Annotated in this window: 21 protein-coding genes and 2 pseudogenes; 13 read left to right on the forward strand and 10 right to left on the reverse strand. The window is 70.4% G+C overall.

Annotation, left to right across the window (positions count from 1 at the left end; translation table 11 throughout):
* Positions 1-29: 29 nt before the first annotated feature.
* A pseudogene (locus ACZ56U_RS05070) lies at positions 30-158 on the forward strand (IS256 family transposase); the annotation flags it as partial.
* A gap of 35 nt (positions 159-193) precedes the next feature.
* On the opposite strand, the gene ACZ56U_RS05075 reads toward ACZ56U_RS05070, so the two are convergent.
* The 3 genes from ACZ56U_RS05075 to ACZ56U_RS05085 form a co-directional block, all read right to left on the reverse strand.
* The gene (locus tag ACZ56U_RS05075; protein ID WP_469082641.1) at positions 194-760 is read right to left on the reverse strand and encodes a GNAT family N-acetyltransferase; all 567 of its coding nucleotides are present in this window, start codon (positions 758-760) and stop codon (positions 194-196) included.
* A 320-nt stretch (positions 761-1,080) separates the two neighbouring features.
* Positions 1,081-1,467 (reverse strand): fic family toxin-antitoxin system, toxin component, encoded by a 387-nt coding sequence (locus ACZ56U_RS05080; RefSeq protein ID WP_469082642.1) that lies wholly within the window; start codon positions 1,465-1,467, stop codon positions 1,081-1,083.
* Positions 1,464-1,766 carry a hypothetical protein gene (locus ACZ56U_RS05085; RefSeq protein ID WP_469082643.1) on the reverse strand — a complete coding sequence of 101 codons (303 nt, stop codon included), beginning with the start codon at positions 1,764-1,766 and terminating at the stop codon, positions 1,464-1,466. Before ACZ56U_RS05085 ends, ACZ56U_RS05080 begins: the two co-directional genes overlap by 4 nt.
* Before the next feature lie 198 nt (positions 1,767-1,964).
* Between ACZ56U_RS05085 and ACZ56U_RS05090 the strand changes: the two genes are divergently transcribed.
* Positions 1,965-2,453: a GNAT family N-acetyltransferase gene (locus ACZ56U_RS05090; protein WP_469082644.1), complete on the forward strand. Its 489-nt coding sequence runs from the start codon at positions 1,965-1,967 to the stop codon at positions 2,451-2,453.
* A gap of 111 nt (positions 2,454-2,564) precedes the next feature.
* Here the strand turns inward: ACZ56U_RS05090 and ACZ56U_RS05095 are convergent, their stop codons facing one another.
* Positions 2,565-2,840 (reverse strand): DUF3253 domain-containing protein, encoded by a 276-nt coding sequence (locus ACZ56U_RS05095; RefSeq protein ID WP_469082645.1) that lies wholly within the window; start codon positions 2,838-2,840, stop codon positions 2,565-2,567.
* Between the two features lie 457 nt (positions 2,841-3,297).
* On the opposite strand from ACZ56U_RS05095, the gene ACZ56U_RS05100 reads away from it, so the two are divergent.
* The 4 genes from ACZ56U_RS05100 (at position 3,298) to ACZ56U_RS05115 (ending at position 8,138) form a co-directional block, all read left to right on the forward strand.
* The gene (locus tag ACZ56U_RS05100) at positions 3,298-3,681 is read left to right on the forward strand and encodes an ANTAR domain-containing protein (protein WP_469082646.1); all 384 of its coding nucleotides are present in this window, start codon (positions 3,298-3,300) and stop codon (positions 3,679-3,681) included.
* 404 nt (positions 3,682-4,085) lie between these two features.
* Complete coding sequence (locus ACZ56U_RS05105; RefSeq protein ID WP_469082647.1) at positions 4,086-4,772, forward strand: FadR/GntR family transcriptional regulator; 687 nt, start codon at positions 4,086-4,088, stop codon at positions 4,770-4,772.
* A complete protein-coding gene (locus tag ACZ56U_RS05110) occupies positions 4,769-6,208 on the forward strand; it encodes a hypothetical protein (RefSeq protein WP_469082648.1) in 1,440 nt (479 codons plus the stop codon). The genes ACZ56U_RS05105 and ACZ56U_RS05110 overlap by 4 nt, the downstream gene beginning before the upstream one ends.
* A 91-nt stretch (positions 6,209-6,299) precedes the next feature.
* A complete protein-coding gene (locus ACZ56U_RS05115) occupies positions 6,300-8,138 on the forward strand; it encodes a GMC family oxidoreductase N-terminal domain-containing protein (protein ID WP_469082649.1) in 1,839 nt (612 codons plus the stop codon).
* An 88-nt stretch (positions 8,139-8,226) separates the two neighbouring features.
* Here the strand turns inward: ACZ56U_RS05115 and ACZ56U_RS05120 are convergent, their stop codons facing one another.
* A complete protein-coding gene (locus ACZ56U_RS05120; RefSeq protein WP_469082650.1) occupies positions 8,227-9,750 on the reverse strand; it encodes an MFS transporter in 1,524 nt (507 codons plus the stop codon).
* A 214-nt stretch (positions 9,751-9,964) separates the two neighbouring features.
* Here ACZ56U_RS05120 and ACZ56U_RS05125 point away from each other — a divergent pair, with 214 nt between their 5' ends.
* Entirely contained in the window at positions 9,965-10,612 is a 648-nt protein-coding gene (locus tag ACZ56U_RS05125) for a TetR/AcrR family transcriptional regulator (protein WP_469082651.1), read from the forward strand.
* 106 nt (positions 10,613-10,718) lie between these two features.
* On the opposite strand, the gene ACZ56U_RS05130 is transcribed toward ACZ56U_RS05125, so the two are convergent.
* Together ACZ56U_RS05130 and ACZ56U_RS05135 are read right to left on the reverse strand one after the other, a co-directional pair.
* Positions 10,719-11,381 (reverse strand): response regulator, encoded by a 663-nt coding sequence (locus tag ACZ56U_RS05130; RefSeq protein ID WP_469082652.1) that lies wholly within the window; start codon positions 11,379-11,381, stop codon positions 10,719-10,721.
* Positions 11,378-12,538 (reverse strand): sensor histidine kinase, encoded by a 1,161-nt coding sequence (locus ACZ56U_RS05135; RefSeq protein ID WP_469082653.1) that lies wholly within the window; start codon positions 12,536-12,538, stop codon positions 11,378-11,380. The genes ACZ56U_RS05130 and ACZ56U_RS05135 overlap by 4 nt, the downstream gene beginning before the upstream one ends.
* 439 nt (positions 12,539-12,977) lie before the next feature.
* On the opposite strand from ACZ56U_RS05135, the gene ACZ56U_RS05140 reads away from it, so the two are divergent.
* Complete coding sequence (locus ACZ56U_RS05140; protein WP_469082654.1) at positions 12,978-14,468, forward strand: alpha/beta hydrolase family protein; 1,491 nt, start codon at positions 12,978-12,980, stop codon at positions 14,466-14,468.
* Between the two features lie 252 nt (positions 14,469-14,720).
* Positions 14,721-15,284 carry a cysteine hydrolase family protein gene (locus ACZ56U_RS05145; RefSeq protein ID WP_469082849.1) on the forward strand — a complete coding sequence of 188 codons (564 nt, stop codon included), beginning with the start codon at positions 14,721-14,723 and terminating at the stop codon, positions 15,282-15,284.
* Positions 15,285-15,467: 183 nt separating this feature from the next.
* On the opposite strand, the gene ACZ56U_RS05150 is transcribed toward ACZ56U_RS05145, so the two are convergent.
* Entirely contained in the window at positions 15,468-16,088 is a 621-nt protein-coding gene (locus tag ACZ56U_RS05150; protein WP_469082655.1) for a TetR/AcrR family transcriptional regulator, read from the reverse strand.
* Positions 16,089-16,200: 112 nt separating this feature from the next.
* On the opposite strand from ACZ56U_RS05150, the gene ACZ56U_RS05155 reads away from it, so the two are divergent.
* A complete protein-coding gene (locus ACZ56U_RS05155) occupies positions 16,201-16,863 on the forward strand; it encodes an FMN-dependent NADH-azoreductase (RefSeq protein WP_469082656.1) in 663 nt (220 codons plus the stop codon).
* Entirely contained in the window at positions 16,860-17,183 is a 324-nt protein-coding gene (locus tag ACZ56U_RS05160; RefSeq protein ID WP_469082657.1) for a DMT family transporter, read from the forward strand. Before ACZ56U_RS05155 ends, ACZ56U_RS05160 begins: the two co-directional genes overlap by 4 nt.
* A gap of 258 nt (positions 17,184-17,441) precedes the next feature.
* On the opposite strand, the gene ACZ56U_RS05165 is transcribed toward ACZ56U_RS05160, so the two are convergent.
* Positions 17,442-18,617, reverse strand: a complete 1,176-nt coding sequence (locus ACZ56U_RS05165; RefSeq protein ID WP_469082850.1) for a PP2C family protein-serine/threonine phosphatase — start codon at positions 18,615-18,617, stop codon at positions 17,442-17,444.
* Positions 18,618-18,873: 256 nt separating this feature from the next.
* Here ACZ56U_RS05165 and ACZ56U_RS05170 point away from each other — a divergent pair.
* Both ACZ56U_RS05170 and ACZ56U_RS05175 read left to right on the forward strand, forming a co-directional pair.
* Positions 18,874-19,044 (forward strand): annotated as a pseudogene (locus ACZ56U_RS05170) (nitroreductase); the annotation flags it as partial.
* A 186-nt stretch (positions 19,045-19,230) separates the two neighbouring features.
* A complete protein-coding gene (locus ACZ56U_RS05175) occupies positions 19,231-19,776 on the forward strand; it encodes an IS1096 element passenger TnpR family protein (protein ID WP_469082658.1) in 546 nt (181 codons plus the stop codon).
* Positions 19,777-20,075: 299 nt separating this feature from the next.
* On the opposite strand, the gene ACZ56U_RS05180 is transcribed toward ACZ56U_RS05175, so the two are convergent.
* Positions 20,076-20,363 carry a DUF4190 domain-containing protein gene (locus ACZ56U_RS05180; RefSeq protein WP_469082659.1) on the reverse strand — a complete coding sequence of 96 codons (288 nt, stop codon included), beginning with the start codon at positions 20,361-20,363 and terminating at the stop codon, positions 20,076-20,078.
* Between the last annotated feature and the right edge of the window lie 162 nt (positions 20,364-20,525).

The raw sequence follows: 20,525 nt of genomic DNA on the forward strand, positions 1-20,525 counted from the left end.
ATACACCTGGAGGAGGCAAAGACTCCCTCAAGCTGGTAGAGCCAGCCCACGCCCGCTGGTGTGCTGTGAACGCACCCCACCTCCTCGCTCTGGTCCGTGCCGGGGCCCGCTTCGAACGCGGCCACCTCGTCGAACGCCCCGAGACCCTCTCGGCGTGAGCAGCCTCAGCCGATCCGCGGCAGCCGTGAGGCTCTCAGGCACCCGCTCGCCGGATGTGCAGGTGGCCATCGCGGGGGAAGGAGGGCGGTGCCGCGGGCAGGATGGTGTCGAAGTCGTAGCGGCTCTTCTGTGCAACCCGGCACGATGCCAGGTTGTCCACCTGGTGCAGGAGTTCGAGACGCTCCAGCCCGTCCGCTTGGAAGGTCTCGAAGGCCCAGCCGGTGAGTGCCTCCAGAGCGCGGGAGGCCACTCCTCGCCCGCGAGCGTGTGCCGCGGTCCAGTAGCCCACTTCGGCCGCCGGTTTGCCGGAGACGACTTCCTTGAGGACCACGTTGCCCACCAACTGCTCGCGCGCTGAGCCGGGTTGTTCCTCAAAGACGGCGAAGCCGAACCGGTTCCCCGCTGCCCAGCCCTGCTGCTGAGCCTGCACCCAGCGTGCCCCGTCGGCGTCGTTGTCCAGGACAGGGTTCGCCCACTGGCGCAGTGCGGGATCCCGGCTCACCTCGACCAACGCGGCAACGTCCTCCAAGCGCCAGGGGCGAAGAACGAGAGCGGGAGAGACCGGCGACGCGGCCACCTGAAGTACGACCTGGGCACTCATCAACTGATCATATGCGGTGGCGTTTTCACCCGACGCCAGCCGCGTCCGCCCCATGCCCCCTTGCGACCATGCCGTCGTTGCTGTGTCCGGACGCGCAGAGCCTGGGCGGACCAATCGGACACTGGAGCCAGACTCACCGGGGCCGGGTTCGGGTCAACTGCAAGGTAGTTCACCTGGGACGGGGCCGGTTGGCGCGATGAGTCGTCCCGGGCCCGCTGGACAGGGCGGGATCTGAAGACACGGTCTGCGACATGCAACCCCAGCCGATGTGGCTGCCCGCAACCTTGCCCCCCATCCCGTGCGCCGCTGCGGGCGGCAGGTCAGAAGGCGCTCCAGGCGCGCAGCTGGCGGCCGATGAGGCCGACCCCGGTCGCCCCGGACGCCGCATCCCGCACCAGGGCCACCGCTTCCTTGGGCGCGTAGTCGAGCCGGTGCCCGTTGAGTGCCAGGTAGGCCTCGGTTGCGTGCCAGGCGAAGGCTTCGTTGCTGTGTTCCAGGCAGGGCAGGCGTACCAGGGTCTGGAGGAGTGCTGCGGCTCTGAGGTGGATGGAGCCGTACACGTCGTGCTCCAGGGCGCGTGCGTTGACCCGGGCGGCGGCCGCGTACAGGGGGCCGTAGTCGTCGACCTGCGGATCACCAGGCAGCAGCTCGGCGGCGTGGAGCAGGAAGGCCACATCGAGAGGGTGCGGCGTTTCGTGCTGGGTCACGCGGCGTGGCCCCGGCCCGGCTTGCGCGCGTCGAGCTCATGGCGGGCCTGGAGCTCCGCGGCGCGCTGCTGGGCACTGGGGTCGACCGTGCTGGCCTCTTCGGCGAACGCGGCTTGACTGTGGGCCATCGAGGCGCGGAAGGCGTCGAGGAAGGCGTTCTCCACGGCGGTGGCGCGGTCGTAGGCGGCGGACAGGATGTATTCCTGCAGGCTGACGCCCGCTTGCTTTGCGGCGGCCTCGATCGCGGCGTGCTGAGCCGGGTCTGGGAAGCGCAGGCTCATGGCTTTCGGTTGCGGCATGGTATCGACGATACCGCCGATACCAAAAGCTGTGCCAGCGAGTCAGATCCTGAGCTTCTTAAAGACGCAGAGGCGGAGCCCCCGGCTTGCCGTGTGCTGACACTCCTGCTGTTCCGTTCCCCGGAGCGGGCCGGGATCGCCTGCATGGGCAGCGGCCCCGCCGCGCGAAGACGCTGCTCGATGCGAAATACTCTCCGGATGAGTTCACGCACCTCCCCGATCAGTCAGCCGGTCACGGTTCGGAGGGCTGTCGCGCGGGATGCCAAGCGGCTCACGAGGCTCGTGCGTGGTTCAAGCGCCTACGAGGGTAAGTACGCGGCCGCGGTCGCCGGCTACCGGGTCGGCGCTGATTACATCGAGGCCCATCGCACGTTCGTTGCCGTCGGCGCCGAGGAGTACCAGGGCAGGATCCTCGGGTTCTACTCTCTCGTCCTCGCTCCTCCGGAGCTTGACCTGCTGTTCGTCGCGGACGAAGCGCAAGGCCGGGGTATCGGACGGCTGCTCATCGCGCACATGCGGTCCGAAGCCCGCGCCGCCGGGCTCGACCGTCTCAGGGTGGTGTCGCACGTTCCGGCTGAGGGCTTCTATCACCGCGTTGGCGCGGTACGCACCGGGACCGTGTTCGCGAACCCACCGGCCGTGCCGTGGGACCGCCCTGAATTCGAGTTCCGCTTTCCTGAGAATTGACGCGTGTGCCGGATCTGTTGCGCCTGTACCGACGCTCGCCGCTCCGGCCAAGTTCCCGAAAATCACACGCGGCCGCAGCCGCGTCCGGGAGAACGGAGAGCAGATTCACCGCTATCGGAGGGCGCGGCGAATGCGCAAGGGGCCGTGTGCCTCGCTCTCCTTGACGGGCCGCCCGCCCTGGGTGACCTCGACTTCGCCGGCCGCAGCCAGGCGCCAGGCCGCCCGGCGCGCCGGTCCCATCAGCGACCGCCAGCCGTCGTCGTCGCCCTCGTACACCTCGCGCGCGGCTTCGGACGGGCAGATCGAGGCGGTCTCGGCACGGCGCTCCAGCAGGCCCCGGATGGCCTGCTCCAACCGCCTGTCCAGTTTGTCAGCGTTTTGCGTCACGCTATCCAGTTTGGCACCGCCCTGGAGGGGGCGGCCGGGTGCGGGCAGGAAGGGCAGGACCTGGCCGTTGCGAGCGCTCCTCGTTGGTATGGCCCGCCTCGTACCCCAGTCGTAGTTCGTGATCTCGATCCTGAGGGGAGTCGAGGGGCGCCGAGGAGGCAGGGGGCAGCGTCGATCATCTGGACGCCGGACGCGGGAGTGTGAACCGCAGCAGCACACGCGGCACTGGTCCATCCTCGCTGTGCCGCCGGGCGGACAGCGAGGGCGGTCCGGTGGAGTGTGAAGCAGGTGTGGGAAACGGTGTCTCCTGCTGCGGTGATCACGGTCCGGTCAGCGCACCGCTGGGTGCTGACGGTGAGGTTCTTCCTGGTGGTTCGTGGGCTCGACCTCGCATTTGAGGCGGATGCATGGGTACCAGCACGACCGAACTCCCGCACCGACGCACGACAGGTACCTCATGGCCTTCTTCGCCCTCTCCCGAATACACCAGCTGACCCTGCACTCCCACAGTGATCTGGTGATGGAGAACGACCGCCTGAGCGTCGAATGCCAGCAGCTGGGGCAGGCGGTCACCTCGCACGCGATCGTCGACCAGGCCATCGGAGCGGTGGTTGTCCTGGGGCAGATGCCGCCGGAAGAGGCCTGGCGCGCCCTACGGGATGTCTCCCAGCGCACCAACACCAAGCTGCGCGTTGTTGCCGAGCACGTGATGGAGTTCGTGCAAGGAGGCGACCTGGCGGATGCCGAACGCGTCGAACTGCAGCAAGCGATCGCTCGGTACACCCACCATCCGGCCCGTACGCCGACCCCCACCAGCCGCAGTAGGGACTCGACTCCTTGACGTGGGCCACGTTGATCGGCGCGCCAAGCTTCTGTGACGGTGGCCTGGCCGACCAGCGGCGGGGTGAGGTGCAACAGACCCCACCCCGCTGCCTCGCGGCCCGACCGATCAGACTCCAAAAGGGGCACGTCCGCTTCTCAGGCACCGCGCAGACAGATGTCCCCCCTCGGGCAGGCGCCCACGGTTCTCCGCCACGAGCCGGTACACGCCGTGAGCGGCCCATCGCACCGGCGGAAGCGTGAGGACCGCTCCCACCGCCGGCCACACACCGCCAAGCGCCCCCGCCCGCTGCCCGCCCCCGTCCCGGGTCATCAGCCGCGGCGTCGGACCGTCCGCGCCACCCCCTTGACGCCGCCGCCCCGCACTGGTTCAGTGGCTCATCCACTGAGCCACTGGGAGGACGCGTGGAGGCACTGCCCCGAGAGACCATCGTGGACGTCCTGGAAGGCCGTTTGAGGGAGGACATCCTCAACGGACGGCATCCGGCCGGCAGTTATCTGCCGCCGGAGCGCACCCTCGCCGACGGATACGGAGTCACCCGTACCACCCTCAAGCACGCCTTCGGCCGCCTGACGCAGGCGGGGTTGCTGGAGACCCGGCACGGGGTGGGTACTCGGGTGAGGGACTACCTGCGCCTGGGCGGGGCCGATCTGCTGCCCATGCTGGTGCGACACAGCCCCGACTGGATCGGCGAGATCTTCGAGGTGCGGCACAGCATCGGCGCCCTGATCGCGGAACGCGCGGCCCTGCGGGCGACGGACAGCCAACGCCGGGAACTCAAGGACCGGTTGGCGGTCGTGGGCGCGGCGGTGGACGCGGACGCGGTGCAGTTGGCGGACATCGAGGTCCACCGCGCTCTGGCCCGCGCCACCGGGAACCGCGTCTACGTACTGCTGACCAACACCCTCTTCAACGCCTACCTCCCGGTGCGCGCCGCGCTGAAGGCCCCGTTCACCGACCCGCAGGCGGCCCGCGAGCGGTTGGAACCCATCATCGAGGCAGTGTCGGCCGGTGACACGGCCGCCGCCCGGCAGGCCGCCGAACACTACCTGACCGTCACCGAACGGCTCATGCTGGAGGGCCTCGCATGAGCCTCGCAGGCACCTCGCACCCGGCAGCCGCCAAGGGCTCCACCGCCCGCGGGACCAGCTTCAGCGAGACGATGCTCGGCACCCTGCGTCTCGACGGGGACGACCGTACCCGCCGAACGCGCCTGGACCTGACCGTCTCAGCCGACCGTCTCCTCCAGCCCTTCGGTACGACCGAGGCCCGCGCCGGCGGACGGATACGCATCGCAGGCTGGGCCGACGACCCCGAAGTGCAGGGCGAGTTGGAGATCTCGCCGCTCGCCCGCCGGCGCATCCGCTACCGGCTGCGCTTCACCGCGGACGGCCGCCGGCTCACCCTGGACGGCTGGAAGTCCATCACCGCCCGCCGCCCGGTGTCCTCCATGACCGTCCTGCCGTTCACCCTCCTCGAGGACGGCGCGCGGATCGGCGCCGGCACCTTGCGCTTCCCCCTCGCCACCGGGCTCGTCCCCTTCCTCGCCGGGTTCCGCTTCCCTGTCCGGGAAGACCCCGCCGCACTGCTGCGACCGCGCTGGCGAGGTGAGGCGGGACGCACCGAGGTCTGGTACACCACCCTCACCGACCCGGCCACCGGCGCCGGACTGTGGCTGCACCACGAACTGACCGCCCCCGACGACGGATCCGAGCCCTACGCCCACGGTTGGGCCGCGGTCTTCCCCACGGACGGACCGGTGCGGCACGCCCGTTTCGGCCCCAGCCGCTGGAACCCGGGGACGACAGGCTTCAGCGCCGACGGCATCGACGTACGACCCGGTCGCCTGGTCGGGTCGGCGGACGGCGGTGCTCTGCACTGGGACCTCACCGAACACGCCACCGACCGCCCGCTGTTCACCTTCCCCCGTTGGGCCTGGCGCCGACCCCTGCTGCCGGCCGCCCACATGCTCCCCGCCGCACGCGCCACCTACGACGGGACCTTCACCCACGACGGCGAGACCCTCACACTGCGAGGCGCCCCGGGTGCGTCCGCGCGCATCTACGGCCACGGCAACGCCCGCCGCTGGGCCTGGCTGCACGCCGACCTCGGCCACGGCGACGTTCTGGAGATCGTCGCCGCCGTCTCCATGCGCCCCGGCCTGCGCCGGCTGCCGCCCCTGGTGTTCCTGCGGCTGCGCCACAAGGGCCGCACCTGGCCGCGCCGCGCAGAACGGAGTGCGGTCGGCTTCGTCGGCCTGGGACGCTTCCGTGCCGACGTCGCCCTGCCCACCTGGACCGTCGTCGGCCGCAGTGGTCTGCGCCGCATCCACGTCCAGGTCACTCAGGCCGCCGACCGCACCCTCACCCTCGACTACACCGACCCCGACGGCCGGCACGCGACCTGCCGCAACAGCGAACGCGCGGATGCGCACGTCATGCTCCAGCGGTGGTGGTTCGGCGGTTGGCGCACCGAAGCCGAGTGGATCCTGGACGCGACCGCCCACGCGGAGGTGGGCACCCGATGAGCCTCACCGGCCTCGCCGCAGCCTTCCTTGCCGACGACCGGGACACCGTGTGGACCTTGGACGCGACCGCCCACGCGGAGGTGGGCACCCGATGAGCCTCACCGGCCTCGCCACCGCCCTGCTCGCCGACGACCGGGACGCCGTATGGACCAGCCGCGTCCCCGCCCGGCTGGAGACCACCCTCGCCGCCCTGCCGTTCCCCGCCCGTACCGCTGTCCGCACGGCCGCGCACGCGGTCAACGCCTACGCCCTCGCACGCACCGGCCGCGCCCTGAACGCACTGACCGGACCGGAGACGGACTCGGTGCTGGCGCAACTGGCCGCCCACTCCACTCTCCGATCACTCCTGGACGTGCTGAAGGTCCCCGTCCTCATGGCGGCCGGCACCGAGCGCATGCTCCAGCACGAGCGGCCGACCTCCCGCGCACTCATCCGCGACGATCCTCCCCTGCACCTGACTCCCGCAGCCCACTGGCCCGCCCGTTCGACCGCCGACGCGGTGGTCATCGGCTCGGGTGCGGGCGGGGCGGCCGCCGCCCGCACCCTGGCCCGCGCCGGCCTCGACGTGATCGTGCTCGAAGAAGGCCACCACCACACCACCGCCTCCTTCGGCCGCCGCCCGCCCTTGGACCGCTTCACCGACCTCTACCGCGACGGCGGAGCCACCATCGCCGTCGGGAACCCGCCCCTGCTGCTGCCGGTGGGCCGCGCCGTCGGAGGCACCACCGTCGTCAACTCCGGGACCTGCTACCGCACCCCCGACCATGTCCTGGACCGCTGGAGCAACGACTTCGGCTTCACCCTCGCCGACGACTTCGACCGCCACCTCGACGAGGCCGAACGCACCCTCGGCGTGGCCACCCAGCCCCTCGACGTCCTCGGCGACAACGGCCGACTCGCCCTCGCCGGAGCCCGCGCCCTCAACTGGCGCGCCGCACCCCTGCGCCGCAACGCGCCCGGCTGCCAGGGCTCCTGCCAGTGCGTGGTGGGCTGCCCCACCGGCGCCAAGCAGAGCGTCCAGCTCTCCGTCCTGCCCGACGCCTGCAGCGCGGGAGCACGCATCGTCACCGGCGCCCGCGCCGAACGCATCCTCATCGACAGGGACCGGCCCGGCGGCCCGCGCGCCGCGGGCGTACGGGTGCGCGGGGACGGAGGCGGAGGCTTCGAGATCCTCGCCCCGCTGATCGTCGTCGCCGCAGGCTCCCTGCAATCTCCCCAGCTCCTGCGCCGCTCCGGCCTGGGCCGCCACCCCCGTCTGGGACGCAACCTCAGCGTCCACCCGGCAACCAGCCTCGCCGGACGCTTCCCCGAACCGGTCACCGCATGGAAAGGGGTCCTGCAGAGCGTCGCCGTCGAAGAGCACCACCCGCAGGGCGTCCTCATCGAAGCCACCGCCACCCCACCCGGCATGGGCTCCTTCGTCCTCCCCGGCCTCGGCACCGAACTACGCCGCGAACTCGAGGACGCCGACCGGCTCGCCACCCTCGGCGCGATGATCGCCGACCGCCCCTCCGGCCGCGTCCTCGGCCGCAACCACACCTTGCTCCGCTACGACCTCGACCCCCGCGACGCCGGCCGGCTGATGCACGCCGTCCACGCCATGGGCAAGCTGCTGTTCGCCGCCGGCGCCGAGGAGGTACTCACCGGCATCCCCGCCACACCCCGCGTGCGCACTCTCGCGGACCTGGAAGCCGTCCTCGCCGCCACCAGCGCCCGCCAACTCCACCTGACCGCCTACCACCCCACCGGCACCATCGCCGCCGGCGCGGACCCGCAGCAGTCCCCGGCCGACCCGAAAGGCCGTCTGCGGGGAGTGCACGGCGTCCTCATCGCCGACGCCTCGGTGCTCCCGAGCTGCCCGCAAGTCAATCCGCAGGTGAGCGTCATGGCAGCGGCACTGGCGATCACCGAGGCCCACACCGGCGGGTGACGGCGTGCACAGGCTGAGCATGGCCTACCCGGCTGCCACGCTGCCCGACTGTCCGCCTGCCCCGCTGCCCCGCTGCCCGGCGAACGCGTCACGCCGCGCTTGAAGGCTGCGCCGAGGGTTGCCCGCCGTGCCCGCCGTGCCCGCCGTGTTCGCCCTGTTCGCCGTGCTCGTCGACGGAGTGGGAGTCGGTGAGGGTGAGGGCGCCGCCTGCCGCGATCACGCCGACGATCACTGCCAGGACGGCGTAGGTGATCCGCTCGCCGTGGAAGAAGGACTGCACGAGGGTGCTGTCCCAGACACCGGCGGGCAGCCGGGTGGTGACCAGCGCGGCGATCATGGTGCCGACCACCGCGGTGCCGACGCTGGTGCCGACCTCCTGGGCGGTGTCGTTGAGGGCCGTGCCCATGGAGGTGCGGTTCTCCGGCATCGCCTCGACGAGGGCGACGGCGCAGATCGTCATGACGGTGCGCAGTCCGATGGTCATCACGACCATGCAGACGGCGATGGCGGCGTATCCGTGCTGCACGCCCCAGGCGAGACCGGCGAGCGCGCCGGCGAGGCAGGCCGCGCCGACCAGGCAGGCGATCCGGTGGCCGAACCTCTTGGCGAGCCATTCGGACAGGGGAGTGGCGATGATCATGGTCAGGATGATCGGCAGGTTCGCCAGGCCCGCCCGCACGGGACTCCAGCCGTAGGCGTACTGGAAGTGGAGGATGAGGCCGAACATCACGCCGGCCATCGCGATGGACGTACCGGTCTGAGCGATGGCCGCGCCGCGGACGGTACCGGTGGAGAAGATCTTCAGGTCCAGCATGGGTGCCTTGCTCCGGCGTTCGTGCCACCCGAACGCGATGCCCGCGGCCAGGGCACCGGCGATCGACACGATCGTGGTCGCGGAGAGCCAGCCGTGCTCGACCCCGCTGGTCAGCGCGTAGCAGGCGAGGCCGATGGTCAGCACGCTCAGGGCGGCGCCCGGCAGGTCGAGCGGGTCCTTGGTCAGGTCGTCGGGCCGGTCGGGCGCCACGCCGAGCCGTACGCCGATGGTCGCGATCAGCGCGATCGGCGCGTTGACGAGCAGGAGCCACTGCCAGCTGACGTGGGTGAGTGCGGTGCCGCCCAGCAGCGGGCCGAGGACGAAGCCGGACATGCCGACGATGATCATCAGGGTCATCGCGCGCATGCGCAGCGCATGGTCGTCGAAGAGCCGGAAGACGAGCGAGTTGGTGATGGGCGCCATGGCCGCGGCGGCGATGCCCAGCCCCGCCCGCAGGGCGATGAGCTGCCCGGCGGAGTGGACGGCGACCACGCACAGGCTCAGCAGTCCGAACACGGCGAGGCCGATGAGCAGCACACGGCGGCGTCCGAAGCGGTCGGCCGTGGAGCCGGCTGTCAGCAGCAGGCCGCCGAAGGTCAGTGAGTAGGCACCGGTGACCCATTGCAGGGCGGTCGTGCCGCTGCCGAGGTCGCGGCCGATCGTGGGCAGCGCGATCGACAGCAGTGTGTTGTCGACCATCTCGACGAAGAAGGCCAGGCAGAGTGCGGCGAGCGGAATCCACGCCGCGCGCAGGGACGGATAGGTGCGGGATATGGCGGGCTGTGTCGTCGTGGTCATGGCCTGCCTCCTTCCTGAACGTCGCCGGTGAGGGGCGACGCGCGATTAGGGAACGCTGTTCGATGAACGAACGATGTTCGATGATGGAACGTCGTTCGAGAGTAGAACAGCGTTCGATGCAGTGGCAAGCTGTGATTGGATGGATGTCATGACGCCCCCGCGAACCCGCTCCGCCGAAGGCGCCACCAGAGGACGCAGGCGCGCTTCGCATTCCATGGACGCCGTCCTCGCCGCGGCCGTGGCCCTGCTCGACGAGGCCGGCGGATCCGCGCTGACGTTCCGCGCCCTGGCCGCCCGCCTCGGCACGGGCGTCGGCACCATCTACTGGTACGTCGCCAACAAGGACGAACTGCTCGACCGTGCCACCGACCACGTGATCGGCACAGTCCTCGCGACCCTCGAAGAACAGCGCGACAGCGACGACCCCATCGCCGACCTGCGCGCCATGGCCATCACGCTCTTCGACGCGATCGTGGACCGGCCGTGGCTGTCGGCCTACTTCATGCGCAACACCGACGTCCAGGGCAACTCACTGCGCCTGTACGAGAAGCTCGGCCAGCAGACCCTCCGCCTGGACCTCACTCCTCGCCAGCGGTTCCACGCCGTGTCGGCGATCACGGGCGTCGTCGTCGGCACGGCGACCGACCTCGGCGTCGAGATCCCCCAGGAAATACTCGACGGCGCCGTCGACCGCGATGCCTTCCTCGACCGCTTCGCCGAGACGTGGCGCTCACTCGACGCCACGGAGTTCCCGTTCGTGCACCAGATCGCCGACGAGTTCGCCGGGCACGAGGACCGTGACCAGTTCCTCGCCGCCCTGGACCTGACCCTCGCGGGCCTGCGCCTCCAGGCCGGCACCTGACCGCCACACCGCACAACGTTCTTCGACGATCATGCCGTGCGGTCCACCGGCACGCCGCCCTGCCGACCGGTGACTTCGGGGTCGCGCTCCGGGCGGCGCGGCGGTGTCATGTCAGGTGGACGAGGCGGCTCTCGTACGCGAAGATCACGGCCTGTACCCGGTCGCGGAGTTCGAGCTTCTGCAGGACCCGCCCCAGGTGGGACTTCACGGTCGCCTCCGCGAGGGACAGGGCAGCCGCGATCTCGGCGTTGGTCAGGCCGCGGCCCACCTGGACCAGTACCTCGCGCTCGCGGATGCTGAGCCGTCTCAGCCGCTCGTCGCGGTCGGCGTGGCTGCCGTCGGGGATGTGCGGGCGGAGGTTCTCCAGCAGGCGGCGGGTGATCCGCGGGGAGACCACCGCGTCGCCCGCGGCCACGCTGCGTATCGCCGTGAGCAGTTCCTCGGGCCTGGTGTTCTTCAGCAGGAAGCCCGAGGCTCCGGCCCTCAGCCCGGCGAAGGCGTATGCGTCGAGGTCGAAGGTGGTGAGGATCAGCACTCTGCTCCGCGGGGAGACCCGGATGACCTGTCGGGTCGCCTCGATCCCGTCGATGTTGGGCATCCGGACGTCCATGAGGACGACATCGGGGCGCAGTTCCCGGGCGAGGCGTACGGCCTCCATGCCGTCTGCGGCTTCGCCGACCGGGGACATGTCGGACTGGGCCTCCAGGACCGTGCTGAAGGCCATGCGCAGCAGCGCTTCGTCGTCGGCGACGAGGACGCGGATCGTCATGCGGACACCTCTCCGCTGCCGGCGAGGTCGAGGCGCGTGTGGACTCTCCAGCCGCCTCCCGGGAGCGGGCCGGCCCGCAAGGTGCCCCCGTAGGCGGCCGCGCGCTCGCGCATGCCCGGGATGCCGTGGCCGGACGGTGTGGCGGCGGGGAGGGGCGGACGGGGGCCGCTGTCGGTGACGTCCACTGTCACGCTCTCGGTCGAGCACCGCACCCGGACCACGGCGTGTGTGCCGGGGTGTGTGTGCTTGAGGGTGTTGGTCAAGGCTTCCTGCACCAGGCGGTAGACGGTCAGTTGTGCGGTAGCGGGAAGGTGGGTGTGAGCGCCCTGGATCTCGAGTCGGGTCGGCAGCCCGGCGACACACATCTGGTCGGCGAGGGCGCGCAGTTGTGCGATGCCGGGCAGCGGGTGGCGTTGCGCGTCCGGTTCGTCGGTCCGCAGGACGCCCAGGGCGCGCCGCATGTCGGTCAGCGCCTGCCTGCCCGTCTCGGAGATCTGGAGCATCACGGTGGTCGCCTTGTCGGGCGACCGGTGCTGCGCGTAGACGGCGGCGTCGGTGAGCGCGACCATGACGGACAGGTTGTGGGTGACGATGTCATGCATCTCGCGAGTGATACGTGTCCTTTCCTCGGCGACAGCCAGCCGCGCCTGCTGTTCCTGTTCCTGCTCCAGGCGCGCTGCCCGTTCCTCCAGGGCCGCGAGGTAGGCGCCCTTGGTCCGCGCGTTCACCCCCAGGACGGCGGCGGCGACGACCATCGCGGTCGCCGCGACGAACGTGGTCGGAAAGGCGCCCTCCGCCGCCCAGCGCAGACAGGCCAGCACAACCCCTGCCTGGACGATGGCGGCGGCGACGATGGTGCCGCGCCGACCGGAGTTCGCCGCCACCGTGTAGAGCGCCACCAGCAAGGCGATGTCCGCGAACAGTTGGATGTCCATCCACCACTGGACGAAGGCCGCGACCGCGACCGCGCCGAACACCGTCAGCGGGGCCCGGCGCCGCCACACCAGGGGCAGCGCGAGTGCGGCGGTGAGGGGCACGGCCCAAGGCAGCTCTTGGGGCAGGCGCGTGGTCATGACGTTGACGAGGAGCAAGGTCGGCAGGAGCGAGTCCCACACCATGGGCGGCAGCCGGGAACCCCAGTGCTGGGCGGCACTCATCAGGCGCGCAGCACATGCGGAGGCACGGTCGGCGTACCTCGTCGGCCGCACCCGGCCTCGGTGACCCACCGGGTGGGCGCTGCGGGACTCTCCGGCCGCCTCGGTCATCGCGCCTTCCCGTCGGTTCGGCATCAGGGGGCTCCGGTCGGGGCCACCTCCCCGTGCAGCCCGAGCCGGGGCGGGTACGGGGAGCGAAGCCGGGCGTGCCCCCGCGTGCACTGCGGCCTCGTCACGGCCCACGGTAGGCCCGCGGTCCCGCGGAACACATGAGCCCACCGTCTGATGGCACCGTGCCCGGATACGACCGTAGGAGGAGTCCCGCCACCTCCCGGAGTCGCACTATGGCCTTTCAGCCGGCGTGCTCGACTGCGACTCCGGTCGCACGGCGGACGTGTGCCTGATTGCGACCGCGGTTGCACGCGATGGCGACCCGGGAGCGATGTGGCAGCGGGGGTCGCGCGCCGACGATGACCGGGTGAACGAGATCATCACGGGACTGCACATGTCCCCCTTGGAGAGCCTTGCCGTACTGGGTGCCCTCACGCTGGTGATGGCGCGCTGGCTTCCCGCCGCCGTCCGCCCACGCGTCACGATCGCGGCTGGAGCGGTTCTCGTGCTGTCCGCGGCTGCGCTGAGCGTGGCGGGGGTCCGCTGGCAGATGCTGCCGGTACTGGCGGGGGCGGCTTTTGCTTTGCCCTTCGCCGTCTCTCCTCTGCTGCGACGACGTAGCGGCCGTCCGGCTCGGCGGGCCCGGTGGTGGCTGGCCTTGCCGGGATCGGTGGCCTGTACCAGCCTGATCGCCGCGGGCCCGGCGGCCGCCTGGGCCTTCCCCGTACCCGTGTTCCCCGAGCCGTCAGGCCACTTCGCGGTCGGCACCCGGGTGATGCAGTGGACCGACCCGCACCGCCCCGAGACCGCGACCGCCGACCCGCACGACCGGCGCACGGTCGTCGTCCAGCTCTGGTACCCGGCGCAGCACAGCCCCGCGGGCGCGCAGCGGGCCCAGTACCTCGGACGCACGGAGCACGAGGCGCGGACAGTCGCCGATGCCCTCGCGCGCTATTCCGGCCTGCCCGCCTTCCTGCTCGACGGCGTCCCGCGTGCCCACACCCACGCGGTCTTCAACGCCCCGGTGGCCGACAAGGGCGGACGGTTCCCGGTCGTACTGTTCTCCCCGGGGCTGGGGGGAGTGCGCACCCAGAACACCGCTTGGGCGGAGGAACTGGCCAGTCACGGCTATGTGGTCGCCGGCCTCGACCACCCCTACGACTCCGCCGCCGTCGTCCTCGCGGACGGCCGAACGATCAACACCAAGATCGCCTCCACCGGCGACGACGACGAAGACGATGAACGGGCCATGGAGACAACAAGGGTTCGGGCCGCCGACCTCAGCTTCGTCCTGACTCGGCTGGGCCGTCTGGACCGAGGCGAGAGTCCGGGCCCGCTGACCGGACGTCTGGACACCAGCCGAGTCGCGGTCACCGGCCACTCCCTGGGAGGCGGTGCCGCCCTGCAGGCAGCCCGCCAGGACCGCCGGTTCGACGCCGTCATCAACCTGGACGGCTACCCCCGCGACCCCAATCTGCGCCCCTTTCGTCAGCCCGCGCTCGCGCTCACCCAGGCCATCGGCCCAGACACCGACACGCGCTACATACCTCGCCTCACCAAGGTCCTCAGGCTCAGCACCGCGACGAGCTACCGGCTCACCATCCCCGGCGCCGCACACCTCACTTTCATGGACGGCCCCCTGTACCTGCCGCCGGTGCCCTCCATAGTCGGGTCCCTCGGCCGCGCCGACAGCGTGCACGTCGTCGCCGCGGCCACTCTCGCCTTCCTCGACACCACCCTGCGGCACGAACCCGGTGACCTGGCCGGGGTTCTTTCGGCCTACGGCGACCTCAGCGTCTACCGCCCGGACAACAGGCGCTGACCGGCTGCGCCGCGGCAGCCGAAGGCAGTTGGCGGTTCGTGACCGCGTCCTTGCCGGCGCGTCGGCCGTGAGTTCGGCGTGACTGAGGGGCTTTCACCGGGAACCCACGGCGTCTTCGGCGGGCAGGCTCGAAAGTGCGGTGGGTTCGTCGCTTCTGAATCCGCTTCTGAATCGGAACGATACTCATTCGCTCTCGGCTCGGTTGATCCACGAGACTTGCGCGTGTTTCCCGACGGAGAAGGGATGGCAAGCATGGTGAACAGCGCACTTCTGGTGATGGACGTCCAACGGGACGTCGTGGCCATCGCCGACGACGGTTCCGGATATCTGCCGCGCCTGCGCAGGGCGATCGACGGTGCCCGGGCTGCCGGCATTCCAGTGATCTACGTGGTGATGGGGTTACGGCCGGGCGATCCGGAAGTCAGCCCTCGCAACAGGGTGATGGCAAACGTCCTGCGGGCCGGCCTGTTCCGCGAGGGGGCTCCTGGCACCGAGATCCATGACGACGTCACGCCCCAGCCGGGCGACGTGGTGGTGACCAAGAGGCGGGGGAGCGCGTTCTCGGGCAGCGACCTCGACCTGGTCCTCAGGGCTCGCGATATCGACGGCCTTGTCCTCACCGGCATCGCCACCAGCGCCGTAGTGCTGTCCACGTTGTGGCACGCCATCGACCTGGACTTCGGCCTCACCGTCCTGGCGGATGCCTGCCTCGACACCGACCCCGAGGTGCACACGATGCTCACCGAAAAGCTGTTCCCGCAGTGGGCAGATGTCGTCGCCGTCGAGGACTGGCTCAAAGCCATCGCACCGCAGTAGCGGGAGGCCGTCCGGACCCACGTGTGCCCGGTCGCCGCGGATGCGTTCGAGGTAGAGACCTGGTGCAGCAGGTGCCGCTTGAGGTGTTCGGCTCTGACAGGCCCGGTTCCCAGGGCCGTCTTCGCGTTGATCAATACGTGCCGGTTGGGAAAATCTTGCTCACCCCAGTGCCGAGCGCGGGGCTCAGGTGGGCGAGCCGATGGTGCCGTGTGCCAAGGCGGTGAGGGCACGGGTGATCTGCCGGAGGTCGAGTTTGAGGTGGTCACGCTGAAACTGGAAGACCTCCGGAGCGAGAGGGGCGAGCAGAAGATCCACCATCGCCTCCCGGTCGGCCATGCCCGCCTCGCCCAGCAGCATTCCGACGTGAACGCGCCAGAACCCGTAGGCACCCGTGGCGAACCGCGACCGTCCTGTCTCCGTTCCGAGGACCAGGTGCGTGTGCTGGTCGAGGAGTTCGATCATCGCCGCGTAGAACGCCGCCAGCCGCTCGGCGGGCGGCGCACCGGGGCCCAGCGGCGGATCACCCCGCAGTAGCTTCTCCTGCAGCGCTCGCTCGTGCTCGTCCAGAAGTGCCACCGCGATGGAGGCGATGTCCGGGTAGCGCCGGTAGAGGGTGCCTTTACCCACGCCTGCCTCACGGGCGATGTCCTGCATGCTCACGTTGCCGGGTCCGTGGGCTGCGAACAGTCGCGCGGCCGCGTCCAGGACGCGCACGCGATTTCGTGCGGCATCGACCCGCTCCCGAGGCGCGGCGGAGCGCTCGGCCGCCATCTCGAGTGGATTTCTCGGCTCATCCCGGTCCATGGCATCACCCTACCAAACAAGTGGACGCACGGTCCGCTTCCCGTGTTACGGTCGGATCCCGGAAGCGGTCGCACCGTCCACTTCCTTCGTCCGTCAGAGCCAGAGGAACACCATGCCTCACCTGCTCCACCTCGACGCCAGTGCCCGACGCCGCTCCATCTCCCGGGAGGTCAGCGCCGCCTTCGCCGACTCCTGGCGCCACCAGAGCGGCGCAACCGTCACCTACCGTGACCTCGCCACCGACCCGGTACCGCCGATCACCGAGGCGTGGACCGGCATATGCGACAACCTCCTCGCCGACGGCATCACCGCCCTCGACCGCCTCACCGAGGGCGTGCGCACTCCGGAGCAGGCGGCGGCCTGGGAGGTGGTGCAGCCGCTCCTGGACGAACTCGTCGCGGCCGACGTCGTCCTCATCGGCACCCCGATGTACAACTACTCCGTCCCCGCATCGCTGAAGGCGTGGATCGACCAGGTCACCTTCCCCCGGATGTCCCTGACCGGACGGACCATCGTGGTCGCCAGCGCACGCGGCGGCTCCTACCTGCCCGGTGCGCCGAAGGCCGCCTTCGACCACCAGGCCCGCTACCTGCAGGACTTCGCCGCCGGACACTTCGCCATCACCGACATCCGGTTCCTGCACGCCGAACTGGCCAACTCTGTCATCGATCCCCACCTCGCCGACCTCCGCGCCAAGCACGAGGCCTCCCTCGCCGAAGCCCTGAAGGAAGCGCATGACCTCGGCCGCGACCTCGCCACCCGGGTGGCCGGATGAACTGGGTCTTCCTCGCCCTGGCCGGACTGGTGGAGATCGGCTGGTCGCAGAGCATCAAACCGACCCAGAACTTCACCCGCCCCCTGCCCACCGTGATCTGTTTCGTCCTGGCGGCCGGCGCCGTCTACCTGCTCACCCTCGCGATGCGCACCGTCCCCGTCGGCACCGCTTACGCCGTGTTCGCCGGCATCGGAGCCGTCGGCGCCATCACCGTCGGCATCGTCATCAACCGCGACCCCGTCACCCTCCTGCGGATCACCGCGTTGACCCTGATCGTCGGCGGCATCGTCCTGGCCCGCATCGCGAGTCCGGACGGCTGACGCCGGATCACCTGGCGGCGGAGAGGGCCACGGCGCGGCCGGTCAGGCCGCCGGACCAGCGGGAGGGCCCGGACGTGCCTGAGTCAACTCAGGCCTGTCACCCTCGACCTCCGTGCGTGGAGATCACGCCCGTCAAGCCGGCCGTACTGAAGACGGGCCGCGCCAAGGCAGGGACGGCCCCCGGCGTGAGGGGCGGCACGCACCCATCGTCCGGTCCCCTGGCTGCCAAGGAGGCTGCGTCCGCGTCCCGTTCGGGCGTCACTGGGTACGCGGTTGCCACTCCACCATCATGATGGTCGCGTCGTCCCGGAGCCGGCTGGTCTCGACGTCCAGGATCGAGTGGATCAGCCGCCGCAGGCTCTCCGGGGCGGGCTCTCCCGCGGCGGTTGCGCGGATGACGTAGTCGGCGAACCGCTGGAGCCCGAACAGTTCCCCGTCATGGGTGCGGGCCTCGGTGACACCGTCGGTGTAGAGCAGTACCCGGTCGCCCGGCCGCAGGGTCACCTCGTGGATCCTGCGGCCGCGGTCGCTCAGCAGGAACGGCAGTCCCAGCGGAGGGTCGGCGTCTCTCTCCAGGGCGTTCTCCACCAGCCGCTGGTCCCGGATGAGCAGGGGGGCGGGGTGGCCGCAGTTGCACCACCGCAGCACGCCCGAGGCGAGATCCAGTTGGGCGAGGATGCCGGTGCTGAACTGGTCGGGCAGCCATTGGGCGAGCGCCTCGTCCACGGTCTGCGCCAGCTCCGGCAGTTCGGCTCCGATCCGGCGGGCGTTGCGGCAGGCCGCCAGGGACAGGGCGCTGGTCAGGCCGGAGGCGAGGTTGTGTCCCATGGCGTCGAGGACGATGGCGTGCAGGGTCGTCTCGGTGAGGGCGTGGTCGAAGGCGTCGCCACCGATCTCGTAGGCGGGTTCGAGGACGGCCGTGGAGACCACGCGCGCGGTGCCGATCGTCCGGGGCGGCAGGAAGGCGCGCAGCATCTCGGAGGGCAGCTGCATGCGTTCGGTGCGGGTGCGCTGGACGTAGGAGTCCTTGAAGGTTCGCCGGGAGGTGACCATCATCGCCACGAGCGTGGCCAGGGCCTTGCCGCGATTCAGGGAGGCGGCGGTGAGAGAGGGGCCGTGGACGGCCAGGACTCCCAGGCGTTCGGCGCCGTCCAGCAAGGGGAACCAGGCCGTCATCGCGCCGGACTCCGCGGGCTCGACCCGCAGGGACTGGGTGCGGTACGCCCAGCCGGCCAGGGAGTCGTCGATGGGCAGTGTCGCCGTCACATCGGTGAGCGGGACCAGGTGACGTTGCTGGATGTCGGCGAGGTAGGCCACCGAGTGATGCAGCCCGAGAGCCTTGGTGCAGCGGGCCATGGCGGTGGTGAGGTCGACGGTCCGATTGGCCGAGTCGGCGAGGAACTGGTGCAGCAGCTCGTCACCGGCACCGGACATCGTCACCCCGTTTCGCCTCCTCAGACCGCGTGCCGTCTGGCGTCCGTCGTCGTTCAGCAGTCTCACACCGGGGGCACGCGGGCGCACTCGCACCACCGTCCCCGGAGTGACGCGGGGCGCCGAGATCAGGAGCGGCGCTTTTGCTTCGACGGCGGCGCCAGCACTACGTAACGCCGCCCACCCCGGTGGTGACCCAGCAGCAGGCAGGCTGTGTCTCCGGTGTGCGCTGACGGCGGTAGAAGAGGTCGTTGTCGTCGAGCGGGAGTATCCGATGCACCCGGCCGAACTGGCATCGCCGTATCGGGACCGCTTCTCCGCCGCGGCCGCTCAGCGGTACCAAGCGCAGGGAATCGAGCGTGACGACCCCGACAGGCCCATGCAGATCGCACCCTTGAACTCGGAGGCGTTCGGGGCGCCGGTCGTGGTGAGCTTCATCGGAGTGTGACGGTTCCTTCGCGGCCGAGATCCACAGGACCCGGTCAGGAACAGGTACCGACTCTGTCGGCGGCAGGAGAAAATCCCCACGTACGGCCGGTTCGATGCCCCAACCGGCAGCCACATTCAGTAACTTCGGTGCTCGCCGGGGGACCTGGCGCATGAAGGAGTGGTGATCGTGGCACGTACCTGGCTGTCCATCCGGGTGGAGTTGGTCTCCGGGCACGGTGCAGACCTGTGGCCTCGCCCCGGCCGCGTCTTCGCCGCCGCGCGCTCGCACTCCTTCGCTCAGCTCGCCACGGCCATCGATCTCGCCTTCGGCCGCTGGGACCTGGCGCACCTGCACCTGTTCACGTTGGCCGACGGCGCCCGGGTCAGCCCCCTCGACTGGTGGGACGACGAGGCCCCGGACGGCACCGTGGATGGCCATGCCACCAAGCTGAGCAGGCTGCAGGCCGGCGAGCAGTTCGCCTATGTCTTCGACATGGGCGACGACTGGGCCCACGTGTGCACGGTGGGGGAGCAGCGTATCGATCCCCTCGAGGAACTCGGCGAGGTGCCCGACCGCCCGGTTCCCTATTGGGGCTGGGGCAACCTCCCGGACCAATACGCACGCCGCTGGGACGGGGACGACGGGGAATCGCCGATGCCGAAGCGCCCAGCCCGCGGGCTCAGCGACCTGCCTCCGATCCTGCCGTGGTGGGGCGAGCGCCGCCGAGAATGACCGCGCGCTGCTCATCCGTTCCCACACGCCGATGCCGTCTCTCCCGCTGGACCATGGGAGAGACGGCATCGGCGTGTTCAGAAACTGGGCCCGGCCCAGGCATCCCGGCAGCCGGGCCACGTTCGAAGGCGGCGGCGGCACCGTCGGTCGAGCTTCCCTCGGGTGCGACCGTGACGCGTGCACCGCCTGCCGGTTCACACGCCCGCACACACAACCGCCGTGACGATGACTCGCGTTGGAGGCCGCCCCGCACTCGGCCGGTGAGAGCGCCGACCGCTGGGTTCGTCGCGTCAGAGCGGTCAGCCGCCCACGTACCAACTGAATCCACCGTTGTTGGCGGCGACGATGAGGAGCACGACCCACAGGACGATGTCGACGATACCGAGGATGATTCCGGCCTTCGCCATTCCGCCGCCCGCCTTCACCCCGGCCTGGCGGCGGGCGACAGCACCGAAAATGATGGCCAAGGGGCCCAGAATGATGTTCAGGATGAACAGCCCGATGACTCCGCAGCACAGGCTGGCGATAGCCAGCCCATTGGCGCGCGAACCCGCAGGCGCAGCAGAAGACCCGCCGTAACTCGTCATTGGACACTCCCAGTTGTCGCTTGCGCGGACCGAATGGACCGCTCTGCTTGTCACTGTTCGCTTCGCTGTCCGAATTCCCCGTCAAGGCCGTCCCATGTCCACGACTCGTCGGCTGCGCCCGTCTGCGAAGGGTGCGACAGAAGGGCTCGGCCGTAACGCCGG

It is taken from the genome of Streptomyces sp. NPDC034103, from assembly GCF_055575395.1.